Origin of the sequence: Streptomyces sp. NPDC050759 (genome assembly GCF_044456945.1) — a bacterium.
GTDB lineage: Bacteria > Actinomycetota > Actinomycetes > Streptomycetales > Streptomycetaceae > Streptomyces.
Map to the genome: position 1 here is coordinate 1 of NZ_JBITGI010000004.1, position 19,634 is coordinate 19,634.

16 protein-coding genes and 2 pseudogenes are annotated in these 19,634 nt (G+C 71.0%); 7 read left to right on the top strand and 11 right to left on the bottom strand.

Translation table 11 applies throughout. From position 1 onward, the window contains the following. Together ACIBJB_RS13510 and ACIBJB_RS13515 are read left to right on the top strand one after the other, a co-directional pair. Positions 1 to 219 (top strand): annotated as a pseudogene (locus ACIBJB_RS13510) (electron transfer flavoprotein subunit beta); the annotation flags it as partial. 21 nt (positions 220 to 240) lie between these two features. Then, complete coding sequence (locus ACIBJB_RS13515; RefSeq protein WP_398929872.1) at positions 241 to 1,203, top strand: electron transfer flavoprotein subunit alpha/FixB family protein; 963 nt, start codon at positions 241 to 243, stop codon at positions 1,201 to 1,203. Between the two features lie 22 nt (positions 1,204 to 1,225). On the opposite strand, the gene ACIBJB_RS13520 is transcribed toward ACIBJB_RS13515, so the two are convergent. After that, on the bottom strand, positions 1,226 to 1,933 hold the full coding sequence (locus ACIBJB_RS13520; RefSeq protein WP_398929874.1) for an SDR family oxidoreductase: 708 nt from the start codon (positions 1,931 to 1,933) through the stop codon (positions 1,226 to 1,228). Positions 1,934 to 2,036: 103 nt separating this feature from the next. Here ACIBJB_RS13520 and ACIBJB_RS13525 point away from each other — a divergent pair, with 103 nt between their 5' ends. Together ACIBJB_RS13525 and ACIBJB_RS13530 are read left to right on the top strand one after the other, a co-directional pair. After that, a complete protein-coding gene (locus tag ACIBJB_RS13525; RefSeq protein ID WP_398929876.1) occupies positions 2,037 to 2,882 on the top strand; it encodes a helix-turn-helix transcriptional regulator in 846 nt (281 codons plus the stop codon). 69 nt (positions 2,883 to 2,951) lie between these two features. Then, complete coding sequence (locus ACIBJB_RS13530) at positions 2,952 to 3,419, top strand: hypothetical protein (protein WP_398929878.1); 468 nt, start codon at positions 2,952 to 2,954, stop codon at positions 3,417 to 3,419. A 4-nt stretch (positions 3,420 to 3,423) separates the two neighbouring features. Here ACIBJB_RS13530 and ACIBJB_RS13535 read toward each other — a convergent pair. The 4 genes and pseudogenes from ACIBJB_RS13535 to ACIBJB_RS13550 all read right to left on the bottom strand — a co-directional run bounded on the left by ACIBJB_RS13535 (position 3,424) and on the right by ACIBJB_RS13550 (position 9,258). Continuing rightward, positions 3,424 to 4,544, bottom strand: a pseudogene (locus ACIBJB_RS13535) (IS630 family transposase). A 92-nt stretch (positions 4,545 to 4,636) separates the two neighbouring features. Continuing rightward, a complete protein-coding gene (locus ACIBJB_RS13540; RefSeq protein ID WP_398929880.1) occupies positions 4,637 to 7,078 on the bottom strand; it encodes a beta-galactosidase in 2,442 nt (813 codons plus the stop codon). A 157-nt stretch (positions 7,079 to 7,235) separates the two neighbouring features. Then, positions 7,236 to 8,282: a LacI family DNA-binding transcriptional regulator gene (locus tag ACIBJB_RS13545; RefSeq protein ID WP_398929882.1), complete on the bottom strand. Its 1,047-nt coding sequence runs from the start codon at positions 8,280 to 8,282 to the stop codon at positions 7,236 to 7,238. Between the two features lie 124 nt (positions 8,283 to 8,406). Next, entirely contained in the window at positions 8,407 to 9,258 is an 852-nt protein-coding gene (locus ACIBJB_RS13550) for a hypothetical protein (RefSeq protein WP_398929884.1), read from the bottom strand. Between the two features lie 125 nt (positions 9,259 to 9,383). Between ACIBJB_RS13550 and ACIBJB_RS13555 the strand changes: the two genes are divergently transcribed. After that, a complete protein-coding gene (locus ACIBJB_RS13555) occupies positions 9,384 to 10,400 on the top strand; it encodes a serine/threonine-protein kinase (protein WP_398929886.1) in 1,017 nt (338 codons plus the stop codon). A gap of 143 nt (positions 10,401 to 10,543) precedes the next feature. Next, positions 10,544 to 11,221 carry a LuxR C-terminal-related transcriptional regulator gene (locus tag ACIBJB_RS13560; RefSeq protein WP_398929888.1) on the top strand — a complete coding sequence of 226 codons (678 nt, stop codon included), beginning with the start codon at positions 10,544 to 10,546 and terminating at the stop codon, positions 11,219 to 11,221. Between the two features lie 64 nt (positions 11,222 to 11,285). Here the strand turns inward: ACIBJB_RS13560 and ACIBJB_RS13565 are convergent, their stop codons facing one another. The 6 genes from ACIBJB_RS13565 to ACIBJB_RS13590 form a co-directional block, all read right to left on the bottom strand. Further along, a complete protein-coding gene (locus tag ACIBJB_RS13565) occupies positions 11,286 to 12,392 on the bottom strand; it encodes an NAD(P)/FAD-dependent oxidoreductase (protein ID WP_398929890.1) in 1,107 nt (368 codons plus the stop codon). A 189-nt stretch (positions 12,393 to 12,581) separates the two neighbouring features. Continuing rightward, positions 12,582 to 12,989, bottom strand: coding sequence for a DUF3224 domain-containing protein (locus ACIBJB_RS13570; protein ID WP_307081040.1), 408 nt, complete (start codon positions 12,987 to 12,989; stop codon positions 12,582 to 12,584). 51 nt (positions 12,990 to 13,040) lie between these two features. Further along, entirely contained in the window at positions 13,041 to 13,955 is a 915-nt protein-coding gene (locus ACIBJB_RS13575; RefSeq protein ID WP_398929893.1) for a YceI family protein, read from the bottom strand. A 43-nt stretch (positions 13,956 to 13,998) separates the two neighbouring features. Continuing rightward, positions 13,999 to 15,066: a maleylacetate reductase gene (locus ACIBJB_RS13580; protein WP_398929895.1), complete on the bottom strand. Its 1,068-nt coding sequence runs from the start codon at positions 15,064 to 15,066 to the stop codon at positions 13,999 to 14,001. Continuing rightward, a complete protein-coding gene (locus ACIBJB_RS13585) occupies positions 15,063 to 15,932 on the bottom strand; it encodes an intradiol ring-cleavage dioxygenase (protein WP_398929897.1) in 870 nt (289 codons plus the stop codon). Before ACIBJB_RS13585 ends, ACIBJB_RS13580 begins: the two co-directional genes overlap by 4 nt. Positions 15,933 to 15,983: 51 nt before the next feature. Then, positions 15,984 to 17,723 carry an FAD-dependent oxidoreductase gene (locus ACIBJB_RS13590; protein WP_398929899.1) on the bottom strand — a complete coding sequence of 580 codons (1,740 nt, stop codon included), beginning with the start codon at positions 17,721 to 17,723 and terminating at the stop codon, positions 15,984 to 15,986. Positions 17,724 to 17,892: 169 nt separating this feature from the next. On the opposite strand from ACIBJB_RS13590, the gene ACIBJB_RS13595 reads away from it, so the two are divergent. Continuing rightward, positions 17,893 to 19,605, top strand: coding sequence for a helix-turn-helix domain-containing protein (locus tag ACIBJB_RS13595; RefSeq protein WP_398929901.1), 1,713 nt, complete (start codon positions 17,893 to 17,895; stop codon positions 19,603 to 19,605). The last annotated feature ends 29 nt before the right edge of the window (positions 19,606 to 19,634 follow it).

The window sequence follows — 19,634 nt, forward strand, 5'->3', positions numbered from 1 at the left end:
TCCTTCAAGGGCATCATGGCGGCCAAGAAGAAGCCGGTGCAGGCCTGGGACCTGTCCGACCTGGACCTGGAGGCCGAGCAGGTCGGCCTGGAGGGTGCCTGGACGGCCGTGGACTCCGCCGCCCAGCGTCCCGCCCGCACCGCGGGCACGATCGTCAAGGACGAGGGCGAGGGCGCCAAGCAGCTCGCCGAGTTCCTCGCAAGCCAGAAGTTCATCTGATCCGGTAGGAGTTGCTTTCCCATGGCTGAAGTTCTCGTCTATGTCGATCACGTGGACGGTGCCGTCCGCAAGCCCACCCTGGAGCTGCTGACCCTGGCCCGCCGTATCGGCGAGCCGGTCGCCGTCGCGCTCGGTGCCGGTGCCGCCGACACCGCCGCCGTCCTGGGCGAGCACGGCGCCGTGCGTGTCCTGACCCACGACGCCTCCGAGTACGCCGACTACCTGGTCGTCCCCAAGGTCGACGCCCTCCAGGCCGCCGTCGAGGCCGTGTCCCCGGCGGCCGTGCTGGTGCCGTCCTCCGCCGAGGGCAAGGAGATCGCCGCCCGCCTGGCGCTGCGCATCGGCTCCGGCATCATCACCGACGCCGTCGACCTGGAGGCCGGCGACGAGGGTCCGGTGGCCACCCAGTCGGTGTTCGCCGCCTCCTTCACCACCAAGTCACGCGTCTCGAAGGGCACCCCGGTCATCACGGTCAAGCCCAACTCCGCCGCCGTCGAGGCCGCCCCGGCCGCCGGCGAGGTCTCGGAGCTGTCCGTGACGTTCTCCGCGCAGGCCACCGGCACCAAGGTGACCGGCCGTACCCCGCGCGAGTCGACCGGGCGTCCGGAGCTGACCGAGGCCGCGATCGTGGTCTCCGGCGGCCGCGGCGTCAACGGCGCCGAGAACTTCGCGATCATCGAGGCCCTCGCCGACTCCCTCGGTGCGGCCGTCGGCGCCTCGCGTGCCGCGGTGGACGCGGGCTGGTACCCGCACACCAACCAGGTCGGCCAGACCGGCAAGAGCGTCTCGCCGCAGCTGTACATCGCCAACGGCATCTCCGGCGCCATCCAGCACCGCGCCGGCATGCAGACCTCCAAGACCATCGTGGCCGTCAACAAGGACGCCGAGGCGCCCATCTTCGACCTCGCCGACTACGGCGTCGTCGGCGACCTCTTCGACGTCGTCCCCGCCCTCACCGAGGAGATCAACGCCCGCAAGGGGTGAGTCGGTTGGACCGCTGCCCGGGTCACCAGGGCAGCGGCCCCTTGGCGTCGAAGAAGCCACCGGTCGGGCCGTCCGGACCGACCTGCGCCATGCGGACGATGATCTCGGCGCCCTCCGCCACGGTCTGCGTGCCGGTGTTGCCGTTCAGGTCGGTCTTGGTGAATCCGGGCTCCACCGAGTTGATCCGCAGGGCCGGGAACGCCTTCGCGTACTGCACGGTGAGCATGTTGACCGCGGTCTTGGACGTCGGGTAGGCGATGCCCGGGTAGAAGTGCGCGGGGTGGTCCGGGTCGGAGAGGTGGGTCAGCGAGCCCAGGCCGCTGCTGACGTTGACCACGACGGGCGCGGCCGAGCGCTGGAGCAGCGGGAGGAAGGCGTGCAGGACGCGGACGACACCGAAGACGTTCGTCTCGAAGGTGGTGCGCATCTGGTCGGCGGTCACGGTCGCCGCGACCGGCACGCTGTTGTCCTCGGTGCGGGTCTCGATACCGGCGTTGTTGATCAGGACGTCGAGGCCGCCGGCGGCGTCCAGGGTCTTGGCCGCGGCCTCGACGGAGGCGTCGTCGGTGACGTCGAGCTGGACGAACCGCGCGCCGAGCTCGTCGGCGGCGCGGCGGCCGCGCTCGGCGTCACGGGCGCCGACGTAGACGGTGTGGCCTGCGGCGATGAGCCGGCGGGCGGTCTCGAAGCCGAGGCCCTTGTTCGCTCCGGTGATGAGTGTTGTCGTCATGCCGTCCAGCTTGCTGCGCGGAGGCCCGGCCAGCCAGAAGACCCTTCTTCCTGGGACTGGCGGTACCAGGCACATCCGCGGCCGACGGTGTTCACTGAGGAGCATGGCGGTGACAGAACTGGGACGGGCGCTGCGGCGCTGGCGCGACCGGGTGCGCCCGGATGCGGCCGGGCTGCCCTCGGGTGGCCGGCGGCGGGCTGCCGGGCTGCGGCGCGAGGAGCTGGCCCTGCTGGCCGGCATCTCGGTCGACTACGTGACGCGTCTCGAACAGGGGCGGGCGGTCAACCCATCCGTGCAGGTCGTCGAGGCGTTGGCCCGGGCGCTGCGGCTCTCGGGGGACGAGCGGACGTACCTCTTCGCCCTCGCGGAACTGGTGCCGCCCGGGCCGGATGTCGTGCCCGGGTTCATCACGCCCAGCGTGCAGCGGCTGCTGGACCGGCTGGTCGACACCCCCGTCGCGGTCTCCGACGCGGCCATGACGCTGCTGCTGGCCAACCCGATGTACGCGGCTCTGATGGGCGACCCGTCGGTCCTGCGTGGCTTCGAACGCAACGGTGTGTGGCGCAACTTCACGGGCATGCCGACCCGGGTGCGGCACACGCCGGCGGAACGGCGTGACTTCGAGGCGGGCATGGTCGCCGAACTGCGCGCCACCGCCGCCCGCTATCCCGCCGACCGGCAACTCCAGGCCCTGGTGGCGGAGTTGCGGACGAGGAGCGCGCGGTTCGCCGAACTGTGGGACGCGGGGGTGGTGGGCCGTCTCGCCGGCTCTCTCAAGACGATCGACCATCCGCAGGTCGGCACGCTCACGCTCGACTGCGACCTGCTCCGGGTGGAGGAGAACGACCTGCACATCCTCGTGTACTCGGCCGAGCCGGGCACCGAGGCGGCCGAGAAGCTGCGGCTGCTCTCGGTGCTGGGCACGCAGAGCCTGGTCGAGAGAAGCTAGTGCTCTGACCGGGAAGGTTCACCGGGGTCAGTACGCTGAGCCCGGCTGCGGTCGACGAGGAGGTCGGGCATGACGCGGAGACTGTCGATGGACGAGGCCGTGGGACTGCTTGAGGGCGAACTGGGCTCAGGCCAGCGAGCGCTTGACGATCTGGTCACGGAAGATCTCTGGCTTGGTTTCCTCCGATTCGGCCGACGGCTGTTCGACGTCCCAGACACACCCGACGCTGACGGTCTTCTGTTCCAGTACGGGACCCACGCGTTCGACGGTCCTCCGGCGTTCATGCTGGACCTCACCCGGCAGTTCGAGATATCCGACAGCGACGGTGATCACGGCCATTACGTGCAGGTCCACTGCGAGCTCGGATACGGACTCGCACCCGCCTTGGAGGCCCTCGGAAGCTTCGACTCGTGGTTCTTCCACGATGCCGGAGATGATCTCGAAGAGTGGGCTCAAGGACTGACCGAGCGAGCAGCCTGGGCAACGATCCACAGACTCAAGCCGACTGAGATCAGGGTGTATCAGGAGCAGGTGTAGTCGTTCAGGCCATCATCGTGGTGGGACGCCCTCCCCAGCGGACACCCTTCTCGCTGCGGATGCGGGCTCGTTCACGTCCTTGGGCTGCGAGGACGTCGGGGTGGCGGGCGTTGGCGTTGCGCCACCGGAGGTAGGCGTGCAGGGCCCGGGTCTGCACGGTGTGGTTGGGGTGGTTGGAGTTGGCGATGGTGAACTGCCGCAGCGGTCCGAAGTGGGCTTCGATCGGGTTCGCCCACGAGGCGTAGGTCGGGGTGAAGCACAGCTCGACCTTGTGCTTTTCGCCCAGCGGCGGATGTCGGTGCTTTTGTGGGCGGACAGGTTGTCCAGGATCACGTAGATCGGGGCGCCGTCGGGCCGGGCGGCGCGGATCGACTTCAGCGCGGCCAGTGTGTTCGCGGCACCTTTCTTGCGGTGGTTGACGCCCCACATGCGGTCGTCGCCGATTGAGTAGCAGCCGTGGAAGTACCGGATGCCGTGGGCGCGGTGGTAGGTGGCGGGCAGCCGGTCGGGGCGCCTCTGCGCAGCCCAGCCCGAGCCCGCGGTGGGCCTGATCCCGAGCGGGCCGAACTCGTCGAACGCGAAGACGCGGTCCGGGAAGCGGTCCACTACGTCCTCGATGCGGTCGAGTTTGGCGTCGCGTTCTGGGTCCGGGGATTCCTTCCACGTCTTGGTGCGCTGGAAGGTGATGCCGCGGCGGGCAAGCAGGCAGCGTAATGCTTCGCGGCCGATGCGGATGATCCGGCCGTGGACTTTCCGCAGGTAGGCGACGAGTTTGCGCAGCGACCAGCGGGTGAAGGGCTGGCCGAGCTTGGCAGGTCGGGTGGTGGCCGTCTGGACGACGAAGTCCTCGTCGTCAGAGCTGAGTCGGCGGGGACGGCCTCCCGCCCACCGAGGGTCCAGACAGGCCAGGCCGATCTCGTTGAACCGGTGGATGACGTCGCGGACGGTGTCCTCATCCGCCTGGACCAGTTGCGCGATCACCGGCACCCGGTTCCCGCCGGCCGAGGCCAGCAGCATCATCGCCCGCCGATAGCGCACCGAACTCGTGCTGCCCCGGCGCATGATCTGCTGCAGCCGCTGTCCTTCCTGGTCGGTCAGTCTGCGCACACGGACAGGCTCAGCCACCGCGCCTCCAGCGGTCGGATCGGACGTCACCGCACATCCAACCGCCACGACCACCAACCCGGCGAACCTACGCGGTCACAGCACTAGCGGAGCTACTCCTTCATCGCGTCCTCCGTGAGGATCTTCACGTCCCAGGGTCCCAGGGGCACGGCCTCCGAGTACACCTCGTCCGTGAGAACGTCCCGCAGGGACATCGGCACGGCGACCGACACCGCCTCCCACGACCAGTTGTGCAGGAAGCGCACCCGGCGGCCGTCGCGGGCGGTGGCCGAGGTCGCGGTGACGCTCGGACGGTCCGGGCGCCAGGTGGCCGGGGCCGCCCACGCGAACACGGCCCGGGCGAAGGCGGGGTCGGGGACCGTGCCCACGTAGGTGATGCGGCCCGCGCCATGACGGTGTGTCGTGACCGCCGGCCAGCGCCCGAAGTGGGGGTGGTCGTAGGACGCCAATTCCTCGGCGCCCTGCGGCTGGAGACCGTCGGCCCAGTGCAGGGCGCACGCTTCGGGTGGCAGGGGGAGAGTTTCCGTGCCGGTGACCGGCAGTGGGGCGCCCAGGTTGCTGAACTCGTCGTACGTCACCCCGGCCGCCTCCGCCAGCCTTCCGGGCTGCGCTTCGGTGCGGGCCCGCGCCTCGGTGTCGGCGTAGCCGGTGCGGGGACCGACGATGAGGTGCCCGCCCGCCTCGGCGTAGGCCTTGAGGCGGTCGAGGGTCTCGTCGTCGGCGGCGTAGAAGGCGGGGGCGACGAGGACCTCGGGCAGGGCGGCCGTCGAGAGCTGCCCGGGGTGGAGGATGCGGGTCTGGAGCCCCGCGTCGAAGGCGCCCCGGTAGAAGGCGTCGAAGACCGTCTCGTACGACCGCCCGTTCGCACCCCCGTCCGCCAGGGCCAGTGGCGGCTGCGCCTGGAGCGCCCACTTGCTGGGGCCGTCGTACAGGAAGGCCACGTCGGCGTCCGGGGTGAGGGCCGCCGCTAGGTCGCCCGCCTTCTCCAACTCCGCTCCCAGCACGGCGAGTTCCCGGTAGACGCGGCCGGGGCGGCCGTTGTGCGGGAGGATGCCGCCCCAGTAGGTCTCGGTGCCGAAATGCAGGGTGTGCCAGTGCCAGTACTCGATCATCGAGGCACCGCGGGAGATCAACGCCCAGGCGGCCTGGCGCCATTGGCCGTCGTAGGCGGGTCGGTTGTTCCACGGGTAGCCGATGGCCTGGGCGTTGGTCTCCGTGACCAGGAACGGTTCCTGGCGGGAGGAGTACATGCGGTCGGCGCTGCGGTACAGCGCCCAGGTGCCGTTGGTCGTCCAGTCCTGTCCGTCGCCGCCCCGGTCGGGCAGTTCGAGGGCGTCCTGCATCGTGTAGTACGGGTTGCCCGCGGTGACGTCGAGCCGTTCGGTGAGCTTGTCGTCCTCCACGCCGAGGCGGTCGTAGGAGATGCAGGTGGTGACGAACTGGCCGGGTCGCGCGTACTCGCGGACGATGTCCGCCTGCCAGGCGATGAACTCGGTGACGAGCCGGGCCTGGAAGCGCCGCCAGGCCAGGTCGTACTGGGGCTGGGCGTTGCCGTCGGGGGTCCACAGGTCGGCCCAGGTGGAGAGCCGGTGCGACCAGTAGACCAGGCCCCATTCCCGGTTGAGGGTCTCCACGTCGCCGTACTGCGCGCGGAGTTCGTCGGTGAAGCGCTGGAACACGCCGTGGTTGTGCAGGAGATGGGGGCCGGGTTCGTTGTCGACCTGGTAGCCGATCACGGCGGGGTGGTCGGCGTACCGGGCGACGATCTTCCGGACGATCCGTTCCGCGTGGAAGCGGAACGCCGGGTGGGTGAAGTCGACCTCCTGCCGGGCACCCCAGCCGATCCGCTCACCCGTGCGTGACTCCCCCGCGATCTCCGGGTACTGGCGGGCCAGCCACGGCGGTACGGCGTACGTCGGTGTCCCGAGGATCACCGAGATGCCCCGCTCGTGGGCGCCGTCGAGGACGGGCTGGAGCCAGTCGAGGTCGAAGCGGCCGTTATCCGGTTCCCAGGTGGACCACACGGACTCGCCGACCCGGATCACCGTGAAGCGTGCCTCGGCCATCAGGTCGAGGTCGTCCTTCAAGCGTTCGTACGGCTGGTACTCGTGGTAGTAGGCGGCGCCGAACAGAACGCGGGGTGGAAGCTCGAACATCCTTCTCCAATACGGTGGTTGGGTCAGCTGCCGGACGGCGAGCGCGCCCAGCGAGGGCCGCAGCAGGGGCAGCACGATGGTGCGGAAGATGCCGAACTCGCTCGCCCCGTCGATCCTGGCGGCCTCGAGGACGGAGTCCGGGACGGACTGAACGATGTACTGCTGCATCATGAAGATCCCGAACGCGGGCGCTACCCACGGCACGATCAGCGCGAACGAGGGGCTGCCGAGGCCGGTCTTGACGAGGATCACGAACAACGGCACCAGGATCACCGCGAACGGGACCGACAGCGAGCTGAACATCACGCCGAACAGCAGGCGCCTGCCGGCGAAGCGGAACTTGGCGAAGCCGTAGCCGGCCAGGGCCGAGGGCGCCACGCAGCAGGGTGCGGCGGGTCGGGGATGCGGGGAACACACGTGACTCCTCACGTGGTGCGGCTACGGGGAGCGCGGGTGCGGCCGTCCCGGGCGGCACTCGCGGGCAGGGCGGAGCGGGCCTGCGGCATCGTGGGCCGCGGGCCGTCGCGCCGACGGTTCAGCGCAGGGGTGGTGCGGGTTCGCGTACCGGGCCGCTGGAGGCCCGTACTCTCAACTCGACGGGGATGTCGGTGCGTTCGGCCGGTGCCGGGGCGCCTTCGATCATGGCGATGAGCACGTCGACGGCCCGGTCGGCGACCGCGGTGAAGTCCTGGCGGACGGTGGTCAGGGGCGGGGAGATATAGGCGGCCGCGGGGATGTCGTCGAAGCCGACGACGCTGACGTCGCCGGGGACGGACAGGCCCGCCTCGGCGAACGCCCGCAGCGCCCCGATCGCCATGTCGTCGTTCGCGGCGAACACGGCGGTGACGTCGGAGAGCCCGGCCAGTTGGCGTCCGGCCGCGTACCCGGAGGCCGGGCTCCAGTCGCCCTCGACCGGCAGCGGGGGTTCGGGGGCACCGGCCGCGGCGAGGGCCTGCCGCCAGCCGCGCACACGGTCACGCGCTGCCCACCAGTCGTGCGGTCCCGGGATGTGCCAGACCGTGCGGTGGCCCAGGGACAGCAGGTGTTCGGTGGCGGTCCGGGCGGCCACGAGCCCGTCGGCGCCGACGACGGCACTCCTGCCCTGGCCGACCTCGACGCCTTCGCCGAGGCTGACCACCGGCACGTCCGCGCTGAGCCGGAGCGGGGCGCCGTCGTCGATGGGCTCGGACAGGACGATCCCGTCCACACCCTGTTCCAGCAGTGCCTCCACGGCGACCTGGACCGGCTGTCCCTCGAGGGTTCCGGCCAGGGTGAAGGAGTAGCCCGCGCGGTGCATGGCTCGTTCCAGGGCGAGGAGCAGGGTGGAGGGGCCGTAGAGCGCGCTGCCGAGCGAGACGACGCCGATCCGCCGGTAGCGGCCGAGGAGCAGGGCGCGCGCCGCGGTGTTCGGGCGGTACCCCAGCTCCTGTACGGCCCGGAGCACGCGGTCGTGCACCTCCGGGCTGACGTGCGGTTCGCCGTTGACGACCCGCGACACGGTCTTCTGCGAGACACCGGCGGCCCGGGCGACCTCGGTCATGCCGGGTCCGCGCCGCGGACGTCCGGGTCCGGTGGCCGCCATGTGCGCTCCTCGCCGTAGAACTTTGACTACGTAGTCACTGAAGCCCACACACATGCGTCACGGCTCGATGACTACGTAGTCAAAACAGTGACAGCCACTCCCGGCCGCGTCAATCCCCTTCCGCTCAGTAGCCGTACCGGCTCTTCAAGTGGCGCCAGAAGTCACGCAGCATCCACTTGTCGAAGTCGGTGATCTGCGTGGCGCTGCCCGCCTTCATCAGGAAGCAGCACTGGCCGGTCGGGGTCCAGTCGTAGAAGTCGTCGAGACCGAAGGTGTGGCCGACTTCGTGGAGGTAGATGTGGATGTCCTCCTGGGCGAGGGCGCCGGTGAAGTACTCCTGGCCGACGCGCTGACCCCAGTCCCCGCCGGCGCCGCCCTGGAAGCCCTTGGTGAGCCAGAGCGACTGGTCGTAGTGGCGGGCCGCACCGCCGGGGCACTTCGCGTAGTTGCCGTCCTGGTGGAAGAAGCGGCCGCAGTCGGGAGCGCACTGCGGGGCGCCGCCGGAGTCCAGGTTTCCGGCGTAGATGTCGACCGAGTTGTCCGTCCACTGGAGGGTCGAGCGGTTCTTCACCGCCCAGCCGACGATGTTGACGGGCACGGTGGTGTACGGCCAGGCGTTGGTGCCGGTGCCGTTGTCGAGCATGGCCGCCGTCCACTTGCCGAACTGCTTCTTCAGCGCGGCGTGGACCTGGTCACGCAGGGCGGCGCTGACGGGGGCGTCGGACTCCCAGCGGACGCAGTAGTTGACGCTTCCCTTGTTGGCGACGATCTGGTCCCAGCCGTAGTTGCGGAAGCCGTAGAGGTCGGGGTAGGTCGACTCGACGTGGTTCCACACCTCGCCCAGCGGTTGCACGAGGCCTGCGGGCGGGTTCCAGGTGTCGGCCGCCTGTGCAGGGGTCGCCGTGACGGCGGGGGCGGCGAGGACCGCGAGCAGAGCGGCGAGGACGGTGACGAGACGCGCGATGCGGGTGCGCATGGAGTGAACTCCCTTCATGGGGGCGGGGATTCACTCATGGGTCGCCGCCGGTCCGGGCGGGGTTGCCCCCTGCCGCACACCGCTCGGGCCGTGCTGTCATGGAAGCAGCCGGGAGGTGAACACACATGCGGATCGGGGGCCGCTACCGCCTGACGGAGAGCGTCGGGCAGGGCGGTATGGGGCGGGTGTGGCGGGCCTGCGACGAAGTGCTGGAACGTCCGGTCGCGGTCAAGGAGTTGTATCTGGAGGGCCCGGGCACGGACACCGACGCGCGCATCCGTCGGGAGCGCGCGCTGCGTGAGGCGAGGGCCGGTGCGCGGATCGACCATCCGGGCGTGGTCCGCGTCTACGACGTGGCCGAGGAGGACGACCGGCTCTGGATCGTGATGGAGCTGATCGAGGCACCCTCGCTGGAGCGGACCGTCGCCGACCGGGGACCGCTGGGCATGCGCGAGACGGCCCGCATCGGACTGGCGCTGGCCCAGGCGCTGCGCCGGGTACACGCCGCGGGAGTGCTGCACCGTGACGTCAAGCCCAGCAACGTCCTGCTGGGCCCCGGACAGCGGGTCGTGCTCACCGACTTCGGGATCGCCGCCCTCCAGGACGCGCAGGCGCTCACCAGGGACGGCGTGCTCATCGGCTCCCCGGAGTACATGGCCCCGGAGCGCGCCACGGGTGCCGAGCCGGGCACGGCCTCCGACTGGTGGTCCCTGGGCGCCACCCTGTGCACGGCGCTGACCGGCCGCTCCCCCTTCTCCCGCCCCTCGCTGCCGGCGACGCTGCTGGCCGTGGTCTACGAGGAGCCCGAACTGCCGGGTGCGGACTGCCCGTTGACGCCGCTGCTGCGCGGACTCCTCAGCAAGGATCCGGCCTTGCGGCCCGGGGCGGACGACGTCGTGGCGTATCTGGCTCCGCTCGCCTCGGCACCCGAGCCGGCCGGGCGGATACCGCGACCGACGCGCGACACGCGCTCCCGTCTCCTCACCGCGCTGGTGCTGATCGTCGCCGCAGCGGTGGCCGCCGTCATGATCGTCACCGCGATTCCGCCGGGCGGCGAGACCAGGCTGCCGGAGACCACTCCACCGCCGACGGTCGCGGGCACTTCCCGGCCCCCGTCCTCACCGGCGACGACGACTCCCTGAGGGCCCCAACACAACCGGAATGTGACCCACCCCACAACCGATACGCGCCCGTTTCGATAACTCCGGAGCTACTCTGAAACCCACGAGAACGAAACCGTTTCGTTCAGCATGTTGTCCGCTGGACGAGGATGGAGCACGCCGCCATGACCAGCGTCCTCATCGCCACCGGCCAGTCACTTCAGCGTGTCGGCCTTCGAATGCTCCTCGAGTCCCAGCCCGACCTGAACGTCGTCGGCGAGGCTGCGCACGGGCCGGAGGCGGTCCGGCTGAGCGCCCTGCTCCGGCCGGACGTCGTCCTGCTGGAAGGCCGTGCCACCGACACGGACACCGTCGAGACCGTCCGTCGGATCACCCACGCCCCGGACGGACACGCCCCGCACGTCCTGCTCCTCACCACGACCGACGACAGCTACCCCTACGGTGCCCTGCGCGCCGGGGCCGCCGGACACCTCCCCGAGGACGCCACCGCCGACGAACTGGTCGCGGCCGTGCGGGTCGTGGCCGCCGGTGACGTGGTCGTCTCCCCCGGACTGACCCGTGCGCTCATCGACGCCGTCCGCGACCAGCGCGCCGTCGGGGGCAACGCACCGGGCAACCGATTGGGCACCCTCACCGGACGCGAGCGGGACGTCCTCACGGCCGTCGCCTCCGGCGACTCCAATGCCGAGATCGCCGACCGGCTCTCCATCGCCCCGACCACCGTGAAGTCCCACGTCAGCAACATCCTCACCAAGATCGGCGCCCGCGGCCGGGTCCAGGCGGTGGTCTTCGCGTACGAGTCGGGACTGGTCCGGCCCACGCAGCACGTCCTGCATGCGTGAGAATGCGGACTGCGGCTCCAGCCGGACCCCGTCCTGCTGGAGCCGCCGAGGTCGCCTTCGCCGATCAGGCCGCCGTGTAGCCGAGTTGGCGCCTCATGTAGGGCGTCATGAGGGTCTTGGCCTTGGCCACGGCGCTGGTGCGGCTGCCGAGCACCGCCGTCTCACCACCCGGCACGGGCAGCATGGTCACTCCGTCGGCGGGGCCGAAGGGCACGATCAGCGGGGTGCGGTGGATCGGCCGGTAGAAGCGCGGCTCCTTGCGGTGTTTGCCCGAACTGTTCAGGTGGGTGCGGATGTTCCAGGCGGCGAGGTCGGCCTGGGCGAGCGCCGCCGGGGTGATCTTGAGCTCGGTGGCGTCGTTGACGTCGCCGACCGCGAAGACGTCCAGGTGCCCCTCGGCCCGCAGTGAGCGGTCGACCTTCACATGTCCGGAGGGGGTCAGCAGGTCGCCGTGGCCGCCCAGGCGCAGCCAGAGTGTGTTGGGGGTGGTGCCGGTCGCCCAGAAGGAGAGGTCCGCGGTGATGACGTCGCCGTGGGCGTCGCGGTAGGTGGAGTAGTCGTTGCCCGGTGCCATGAAGGAGTCGAGCCGTACCTCCACGTCGTGCGCCTCAAGCCATTCGCGCGCCTTGCGTCCGGCCCGTTCGCTGCCCGTGCTGCCGAGCAGCGCGGGACCGGAGTGCGCGAGCGTGACCCGGGCGTCCGGCCTGGCCAGCCGGATCTCGGCGCTGAGTTCGACGCCGGAGGGCCCACCGCCGACGACGAGGACGTGCTCGGCGAAGGCGATCTTCTGCTGGTGCTCGGCGAAGGCCTTCATCGCCTCCTCGGCGGTGGTCCCGGCGAAGCGGGCCGGCTCCGGGTAGTCGGCGCCGGTCGCGATCACCACCACGTCGTAGGGCAGCCGCGTGCCGTTGGCCAGTACCACCCGTCGCTCGGCGGTGTCTATGCGCACCACCTTGCCCACGACCATCTGGCCGTGGCGCAGCAGCCGGTCGTACGGGATGAAGGGGGTGGCGCTCCACTCCCTGCGCACACCCGCCCGGAGGGAGGAGATACGGTGGAAGAAGACTTCCTTGCGGTCCACGAGCGTGACCCGTGCCGTCGCGTCCAGCCGTTTCGCCAGCCGGACGCCCGCATAGCCGCCGCCGATCACCACTACGTCGCCGTCACTCACGCCGAGTCTCCTGAAACCGTGGGGGGAGGGAGTGCCATGGCGGACGAGCCGCTCCCCCGAGCACTCGGATGCCGGTGAGCGTAACGCTTGAAACCTAAAGTTTGAGTTGGGTTATGTGAGCTTTCCGTGAAGCTGTCGGCCCCGGGGACGTGCGATGTGCCCTCCGGTGACGGCGAGTTGGACCCGACGTCAGCCGAGCTCGTAGTCGAGCCGGATCCGGTGGGTGCCGTCGGCGTCGACCGCGAGGCCGCCGGTGCCGGAGATCCCCGCCAGGTCCCCGGTGCCACTGGAGGGCACGATCGTGAAGAACTCCGCGGTGCGGTCGCTGCCGGAGGTCGTCGCCGAGTGCACGAAGTTGAAGGCGCCCGACCTGCCGTGCAGCGAACCCTCGAAGGACTCCATGGCCACGTAGGTGCCGACGCCGGACTGCTGGTCGTACGCGGCGGTGAACAAGGTCGCCGAGCGGCCGGCGATCTCGCCCTCGAAGTGCTTCTCCATCGTCGCGACCCCGACCGGAAGCCCGGTGGTCACGGCCGGCTCGGGCTTCAGCTCGGTCGGGACGAACGCCTTCACGCTAAATGTTCCGTTGGCTCTCATGAGCCCGACGGTACCGACCGGGTCTGACAATGCCCGGCTGTCCGCGCGCGCCTACTCCGGCGGGGTCGGCGTGTCGTGGGTGCGGTACATCGCCTGGACGTCCAGTTCCAGCTGGACCGTGGGGCCGACGACCGCGATGCCCCGGGCCAGCATGGACCGCCAGTTCAGCGTGAAGTCTTCGCGGTGGAGTTCCGCCGTCGCCAGGGCCGCGCAGCGGAGTTCCTCGCCGTAGCCGCCGTTCACCGTGCCGAGGTACGTCGTGTCCAGGGCGACCGAGCGGCTCACGCCGTGCATGGTCAGGCTGCCCTGGAGGGTCCACTTGCTTCCGCCGCGATAGGCGAAGCGGGTGCTGACGAAGTCGATGTGCGGGAAGCGTTCGACGTCGAGGAAGTCGGCGGACCGCAGATGGTTGTCGCGCGTGGTGTTGCCGGTGGTGATGCTCGAGGCGTCGATACGGACCTGGACACGGGTCTGCGCCATGTCCTGCGCGACCTGGATGCCGCCCTCGAAACGCTCGAAGCGGCCGTGGACGTTGGCCATGCCGACGTGTTTGGCGATGAAGCGGATCGCGGTGTGCGGCGGATCGAACAGCCAGACGCCGGGCGTGGGCAGTTGCAGCGCCTGGGCGGGCTGGAGCCAGACCCGCTCGGTGGGCGTCATCCCGTACGGCCCCACCTCGACCGTCTCGCGGTGCGGCTGGAGGCCCTCGGCGGCGGCCATCAGGCTGTAGCGGCCGGGCGGCAGAACGGCGAGGAAGTAGCCGTAGGGGTCGGTCGTCCCGCGGACCGCGACCCGGTGCGTGTCCAGGGCGGTGACGGTGACGTCCGCGCCCGCCATGGGCGAGCCCATCGGGTCGACGACCTCACGGGCCACCGCGCCCGCGCCTTCCGGGAGGGGGACGGAGAGGCCCGCCGCCTCGGCAAGGGCAGCCTTGGACCGCCGACGCCGGAGCAGTGCGAGGGCCATGATGTTCACCTTTCTTAGGGGACTTGCTGTGGTGCTGCGGTATTCACGGTCGACGTCCCTGATAGGCCGCCTGGAGTACCTCCCGCACACCCTCCGCCGTCACAGGACGCGGGTTGGCGTACGGCTGCCCCGCCACCTGTACGGCCGCCTCCGCCACGTCGGTCTCCTTGAGACCTAGTTCGGCGAGGGAGCGTGGTGCGCCGAGGCGTCCGGCCAGTTGCCACAGGGCATGTGGCGGGTCGTCGGTGCCCAGTGCCCTTTTCAGCACGGTCAACGCCTCCGGGATCGCGGGAGCGTTGTAGGCGAGGGCGTACGGCAGGACGACGGTGTGGGTCTCGGCGTGCGGGAGCCCGTAGCTGCCGCCGAGCGTGTGGCACAGCTTGTGGTGCAGGCCCATGGTGGTGGACCCGAGGCAGGACCCGCACAGCCACGCCGCGTAGAGCGCTTGGCCGCGAGCCGCCATGTCCAGCGGGTCGGTGGCCAGTCGGGGCAGCGCCTCGGTCATCGCCCGGACGCCGTCCTCCGCCATCAGCGCGATCAGCGGCGAGGTGTCCGGGGCGTAGAGCGCCTCGACCGCGTGGGCGAGGGCGTTGATGCCGCTGGTCACGGTGAGCGGCACCGGCAGGGAGACGGTCAGCTCGGGGTCGTAGACGACACTGCGGGGCTGGACCTTCGGGTCGCGGCCGGTGCGCTTGACCCCGCCCTCGGTCAGGCCCCACACGGGGGTCATCTCGGAGCCCGAGTAGGTCGACGGGACGGCGATCAGCGGCAGTCCGGTGCGCAGGGCGATCGCCTTGCCGAGGCCGATGGACGAGCCGCCGCCGACCGCGACGACCCCGTCGGCCGCGGCCGCGCGGGCCACCGCCACGGCCCGGTCGGCGTCCTCGACGGGTACATGCATACGGGCCTCGGCGTGCAGCCCCGCGCACGCGTCGCCGAGCGCGTCCGCGACCTCCCGCGCCACGGCCTCGCCCCGGCTGCCGCACACCACCAACAGGCGGCGCAGACCCAGGTGTTCGGCCTCGCCGGGGGTCGCGGTCACGGCGGCGCCGGACCGGAGGACGACCCGCACGGGAGGGCTCTCGTAGGTGAAGTCGGCCGGGAACGTCATGCGTTCGGCTCCAGTACGAGGTCGAAGCGGGCGTGCCGGAAGGGGTTCGGGATGCCGAACTCCGCGGCCAGGGACGGGTCGTCGGTCGTCGCGAAGTCCTGCACCAGGCTCTGTTTCACGGCGAAGACGGCGTCGGAGTCGAGGTAGTCGCTGCCCGCGACGAAGATGTGGGTGGTGACGGTGGTGTGGCCTTCGGCTCCGGCGATGAAGTGGATGTGGGCGGGCCGGTACGGGTGCCGTCCGGTCGCGTCGAGCAGGTCACCGACCGGGCCGTCGGTGGGGATCGGGTACGGCGCCGGGACACAGGTGCGGAACCAGAAACGGCCCTCGGCGTCAGTGGTGAACAGTCCGCGTCCGTTGCCCGGGGGCTGTACGTCGGGCTGCTGGACGTCGTAGAAGCCCTGGTCGTCGGCCTGCCAGACGTCGAGGACGGCGCCGGGAAGCGGGGTGCCGTCCGCCGACAGCACCCGGCCGCTGACCACGCACGGCTCGGCGCCGCCCACCAGGTCGATGTCGTCCCCGAGTTCCCGCACGGGCGACTCGGTCATGTGGAAGGGGCCGAGCACGGTGGACTCGGTGGCGCCCGGTACCCGGTCGCCGTTGAGTGTCTCCACGAGCATGGAGACGCCGAGGACGTCCGAGAGCAGGATGAACTCCTGCCGGGTGTCGGTGCACTTCTGCCCGGTCGCCGTGAGGAAGGCGATCGCCTTCTCCCACTCCTGCTGGGTGAGCCGGCTCTCGCGCACGAAGTCGTGCAGGTGGCCGATCAGGCCGGCGAGCAATTCGCGCAGGCGGGGATCGGCGGTCGCGTGGAGGCTGGCGACCGCCTCCTCGGTGACGCCGGCTCCGATCGCGTCGGTGGTCATCCCGGCTCCTCGTTCTCGACGGCGTTCCGCTTCTTCCATGGTCGCGCGTTCTCAGGCGTGACCGAGGATCCGCCGCAGCGCGTCCTTGAGCAGCGCTTCGGCGTCCGGGGCCGCGGTCGCGTGCCGGAAGGCGACGAACCCGTCGGGCCGTACGAGCAGCGCGCCCGCGTCGGAGATCTCGCTCAGGCGCGCCCAGTCGCCGTACGGGTCCTCGTACTCCTGCCCGGGACCGACGGCCACGGTGGCGATCTCGATGTCTTGTACCGCGGCGGCCCGGACCCAGCCCTCGCCGCCGATGCCGGTCAGCAGCGTGAAGCGGCCCTTTCCGACGGTGTCGAGGGTGGAGAGGGTGCGGGTGCCGGAGGTGATCCAGGCGTGCGGGATGCGAGCGCCGGGGCGGGAGGTGGGCTGGTGGTGGAGCTCGGGGTCGCGTGCGAAGGTCTCCGCGGGGGTGCCGTCGGGGACGACGGCGTCCGAGGCGTAGCGCTGGTTGAGGTCGACGCCGTGCGCGTTGAATTCGTACACCTTGAAGGCGATGGCCTCGCGGAGCCGGGCCCGCTGCTTCTCGGCGGCCTCGGTGGTGTCCTTGCGGGCGGCGATGTTGGCCCACAGCTGTTCGGGGGTCTGCGGGGAGAGTCCGTCGAGGGCCTCGAAGATCGGGGCGGTCTCGCCGATCGACTGGTTGGCGCGGGTGACGACCTGCTTGCCGATGGGGGCGCGTTCGGCGGTGTAGGTGTCGAGGAGTCTCGGGGCGGCGGTGCCGTCGAGGACGAGCTTGAGCTTCCAGGCGAGGTTGTAGGAGTCCTGGATGGAGGTGTTGGAGCCGAGGCCGTTGGACGGCGGGTGGCGGTGGGTGGCGTCACCGGCGCAGAAGACGCGGCCGTGGGAGTAGGTCTCGGCGTACATCTCGTTGACGGTCCAGGCCGAGGACGACTTGATCGTCACGGGGATCTCGTCGTCGCCGACCAGTTGGCGCACGATCGACTCGGCGTACTCGGTGGTCAGGTCGGGGGCGCCCGCCGTGACGTCGTACCCCCACACGATCATCCACTCGTTCCACGGCCGCACACAGCGCACCAGGCCCGCGCCGATGCCGCCGACGGTGGCGCCCGGGGCGAGGACCCAGTAGAGGGTGGAGGGCCGGTGGGCGGTGTACTTGGTCAGGTCCGCCTCGAAGACGATGTTGATGCTGCCGGCCACGCCCATCTGGCCGCCCATCGGGAGCCCCAGGTCCTCGGCGACCCTGGAGCGGCCACCGTCCGCGCCGATGAGGTACTTCGCGCGGATCTCGTACGTGTCCCCGCGCAGCCGGTCCCGCACGGTGACCGTCACGCCGTCGGCGTCCTGGGTGTGGGAGAGGTACTCGGTCTGGAAGCGCAGGCTGGTGCCGCGGGCGACGGCCGCGTCGACGAGGACCGGCTCCATGAGGTGCTGCGGCATGTCGCACATGCGGGTGGGGCTGGCGAGTTCGTGGGCGGCCTGGACGAGCGGGTCGTTGCCCCATGAGCGCACCCGGCCGAGTTCCTCGCCGGCCAGGCTCGTACAGAAGGTGGTGTTGCCCATCAGGTGCTGCGGGGTCGCCCGTGCGATGACGTCCTGCTCGACGCCGAGGTCGCGCAGCACCTCCATCGTGCGCTGGTTGGTGATGTGCGCGCGGGGAGTGTCGGCGAGGCTCGCGTAACGGGTGACGACGATGTTGGGGACGCCGTACGTGCTCAGGGCGAGCGCGGCCGAGGCACCGGCCGGGCCGCTGCCTACGATCAGGACGTCGGTCTCGACGACGGGGGACACGGGACGCTCCTGGCGTGGGCTCACGGACGACGGACAGTCTTGATCATGGTGCGGTACGGCGGTGCGCGGGTGTCTCAATACGAGACATGCGGCGCATCCATGACAGCAGACGCCGCCCGCACGGGCCGGTCGTTGTCGGTTCAACCGCACCCGCTACGGTGGGTACGTCGTGACCACCACTGAGCCCTCCCCCGCAGTCCACGCCCTCCCACCGCTGCGCGTGGCGCGCGAGCGCTTCCTGTCCGGGCGCCCGCTGCCCGACGGTGTGCCGGAGGAGGTCCTCGCGGCGTGGCGGCGGGCCCGGTTCTTCGGCGTACCGCACGACCTCAAGGAACCCGCCGCCGATCCGCCACGGCCGGTCGAGTCCCCGCTCCTCGGCGCCGCCCGTCCGGTGCTCGAACGGATCGCCCCCGCCCTGGGCACCGACGGCTCGGTCCTCCTCCTCACCGACGCGCGCCTGCGTGTGCTGTGGACGTCCGGGAGCGCGCCCGAACTCACCCCGCACCCGGGACTGTCGGAGCAGGAGGTCGGCCACAACAGCGCGGCCCTCGCCCTGCGCAGGCGGCGCCGGGCCGAGGTGCACGGGCCCGAGCACTTCCTCGACGTGTGGCAGGACGTGTCGGCGGTCAGCGTCCCGGTGCTCGCGCCGAAGAGCGGACAGGCACTCGGCACCCTCACCGTCGCCTCCCACCTGTGCGGAGGATGCCCGCCGCACCCGCAGGCGGCTCTCGCCGAGGCCGCTGCCGCCGCGGTGGAGGCCGAACTCCTCGCCCGGGCGGGACGTGCCGAACAGGTCCTCCTGGACGCCTACTTGCGCGCCGCGCGCGGAGAGGACCGCGCGGTGGTCGCACTGGACGGCCGCAACCGCCTGATCAGCGCGGCGGCGGAGCGGCTGCTGACGGAGGAGGTCCTTCGGGTTCTTGAGCGTACGGCGACGACGGCGCGGCACACGGACGCGCCGTCCACCGTCGAGTTGCCCGAGGGAGCAGGCTGCAGTGCTCGGATCGACCTGGTGCGGCAGGCGGGCGGGGTCGTGGGGATCGTGGCCGTCCTGGAGCCGCAGGACGAGGGCACGCCGAGGCCGAGACCGCGCCCGCTCCCCCGTCTGACCGGCTCCTCCCTTCCGTGGCGGTACGCCGTGGAGCGCGCCGCCGAACTGGTCGGCTCCCCCGAGCCCGTGCTGCTGACCGGTGAACGGGGTACGGGGAAGACCGCGCTGGCCCGGGAGTTGCTGGGGCCTGCCGACATCGAGACGGTGGACGCGGCCGAAGGGGGCGCGCTCGAAGGGGACTTGGCGGAATGGGCCGCTGCGAGCCCCCTCATCCTCCGGCATGCCGAGCGGCTGACGCAGCCCGCCGTGGCCACGCTCAACTCCCTGCTCGACGCGCACCCGGACGCCCGGCTGCTGGTCACCCACACCCCCGGCACGCCGCCCGGCCCGTGCCTGCAACGGCTCCTCGACAAACTGGCCGCCCGCACGGTCGTCCTGCCGCCGCTGCGTGAACGCACCGAGGACATCAGGGAGTTGCTGTCGGCCCTCACGCCGCGCCCCGTACCGGGAAGTCCTCCGCTGACCTGGACCCTGGACGCCCTGCGCGCGCTCGAACAGCATCCGTGGCCCGGGAACATCACCGAACTCGCCCATGTCGTCCAGGCGTTGGCGGAACACCGACGAGCCTCCGGGCCGGTACGCCGGGCCGAACTGCCGGACACCGTGCGGGAAGGGCCCGCCGTCCGTCCGCTCAGCCCGATGGAACACGCCGAACGGGCCACGATCCTGGAGACTCTGCACCGCCACGGCGGCAACAAGTCCCGCGCGGCGGCGGTACTCGGCATCGGACGGGCCACGCTGTACCGCAAACTGCGGGAGTACGAGGGCTGAGGCGCGGGCTCGGCACCCGAGTAACCGGG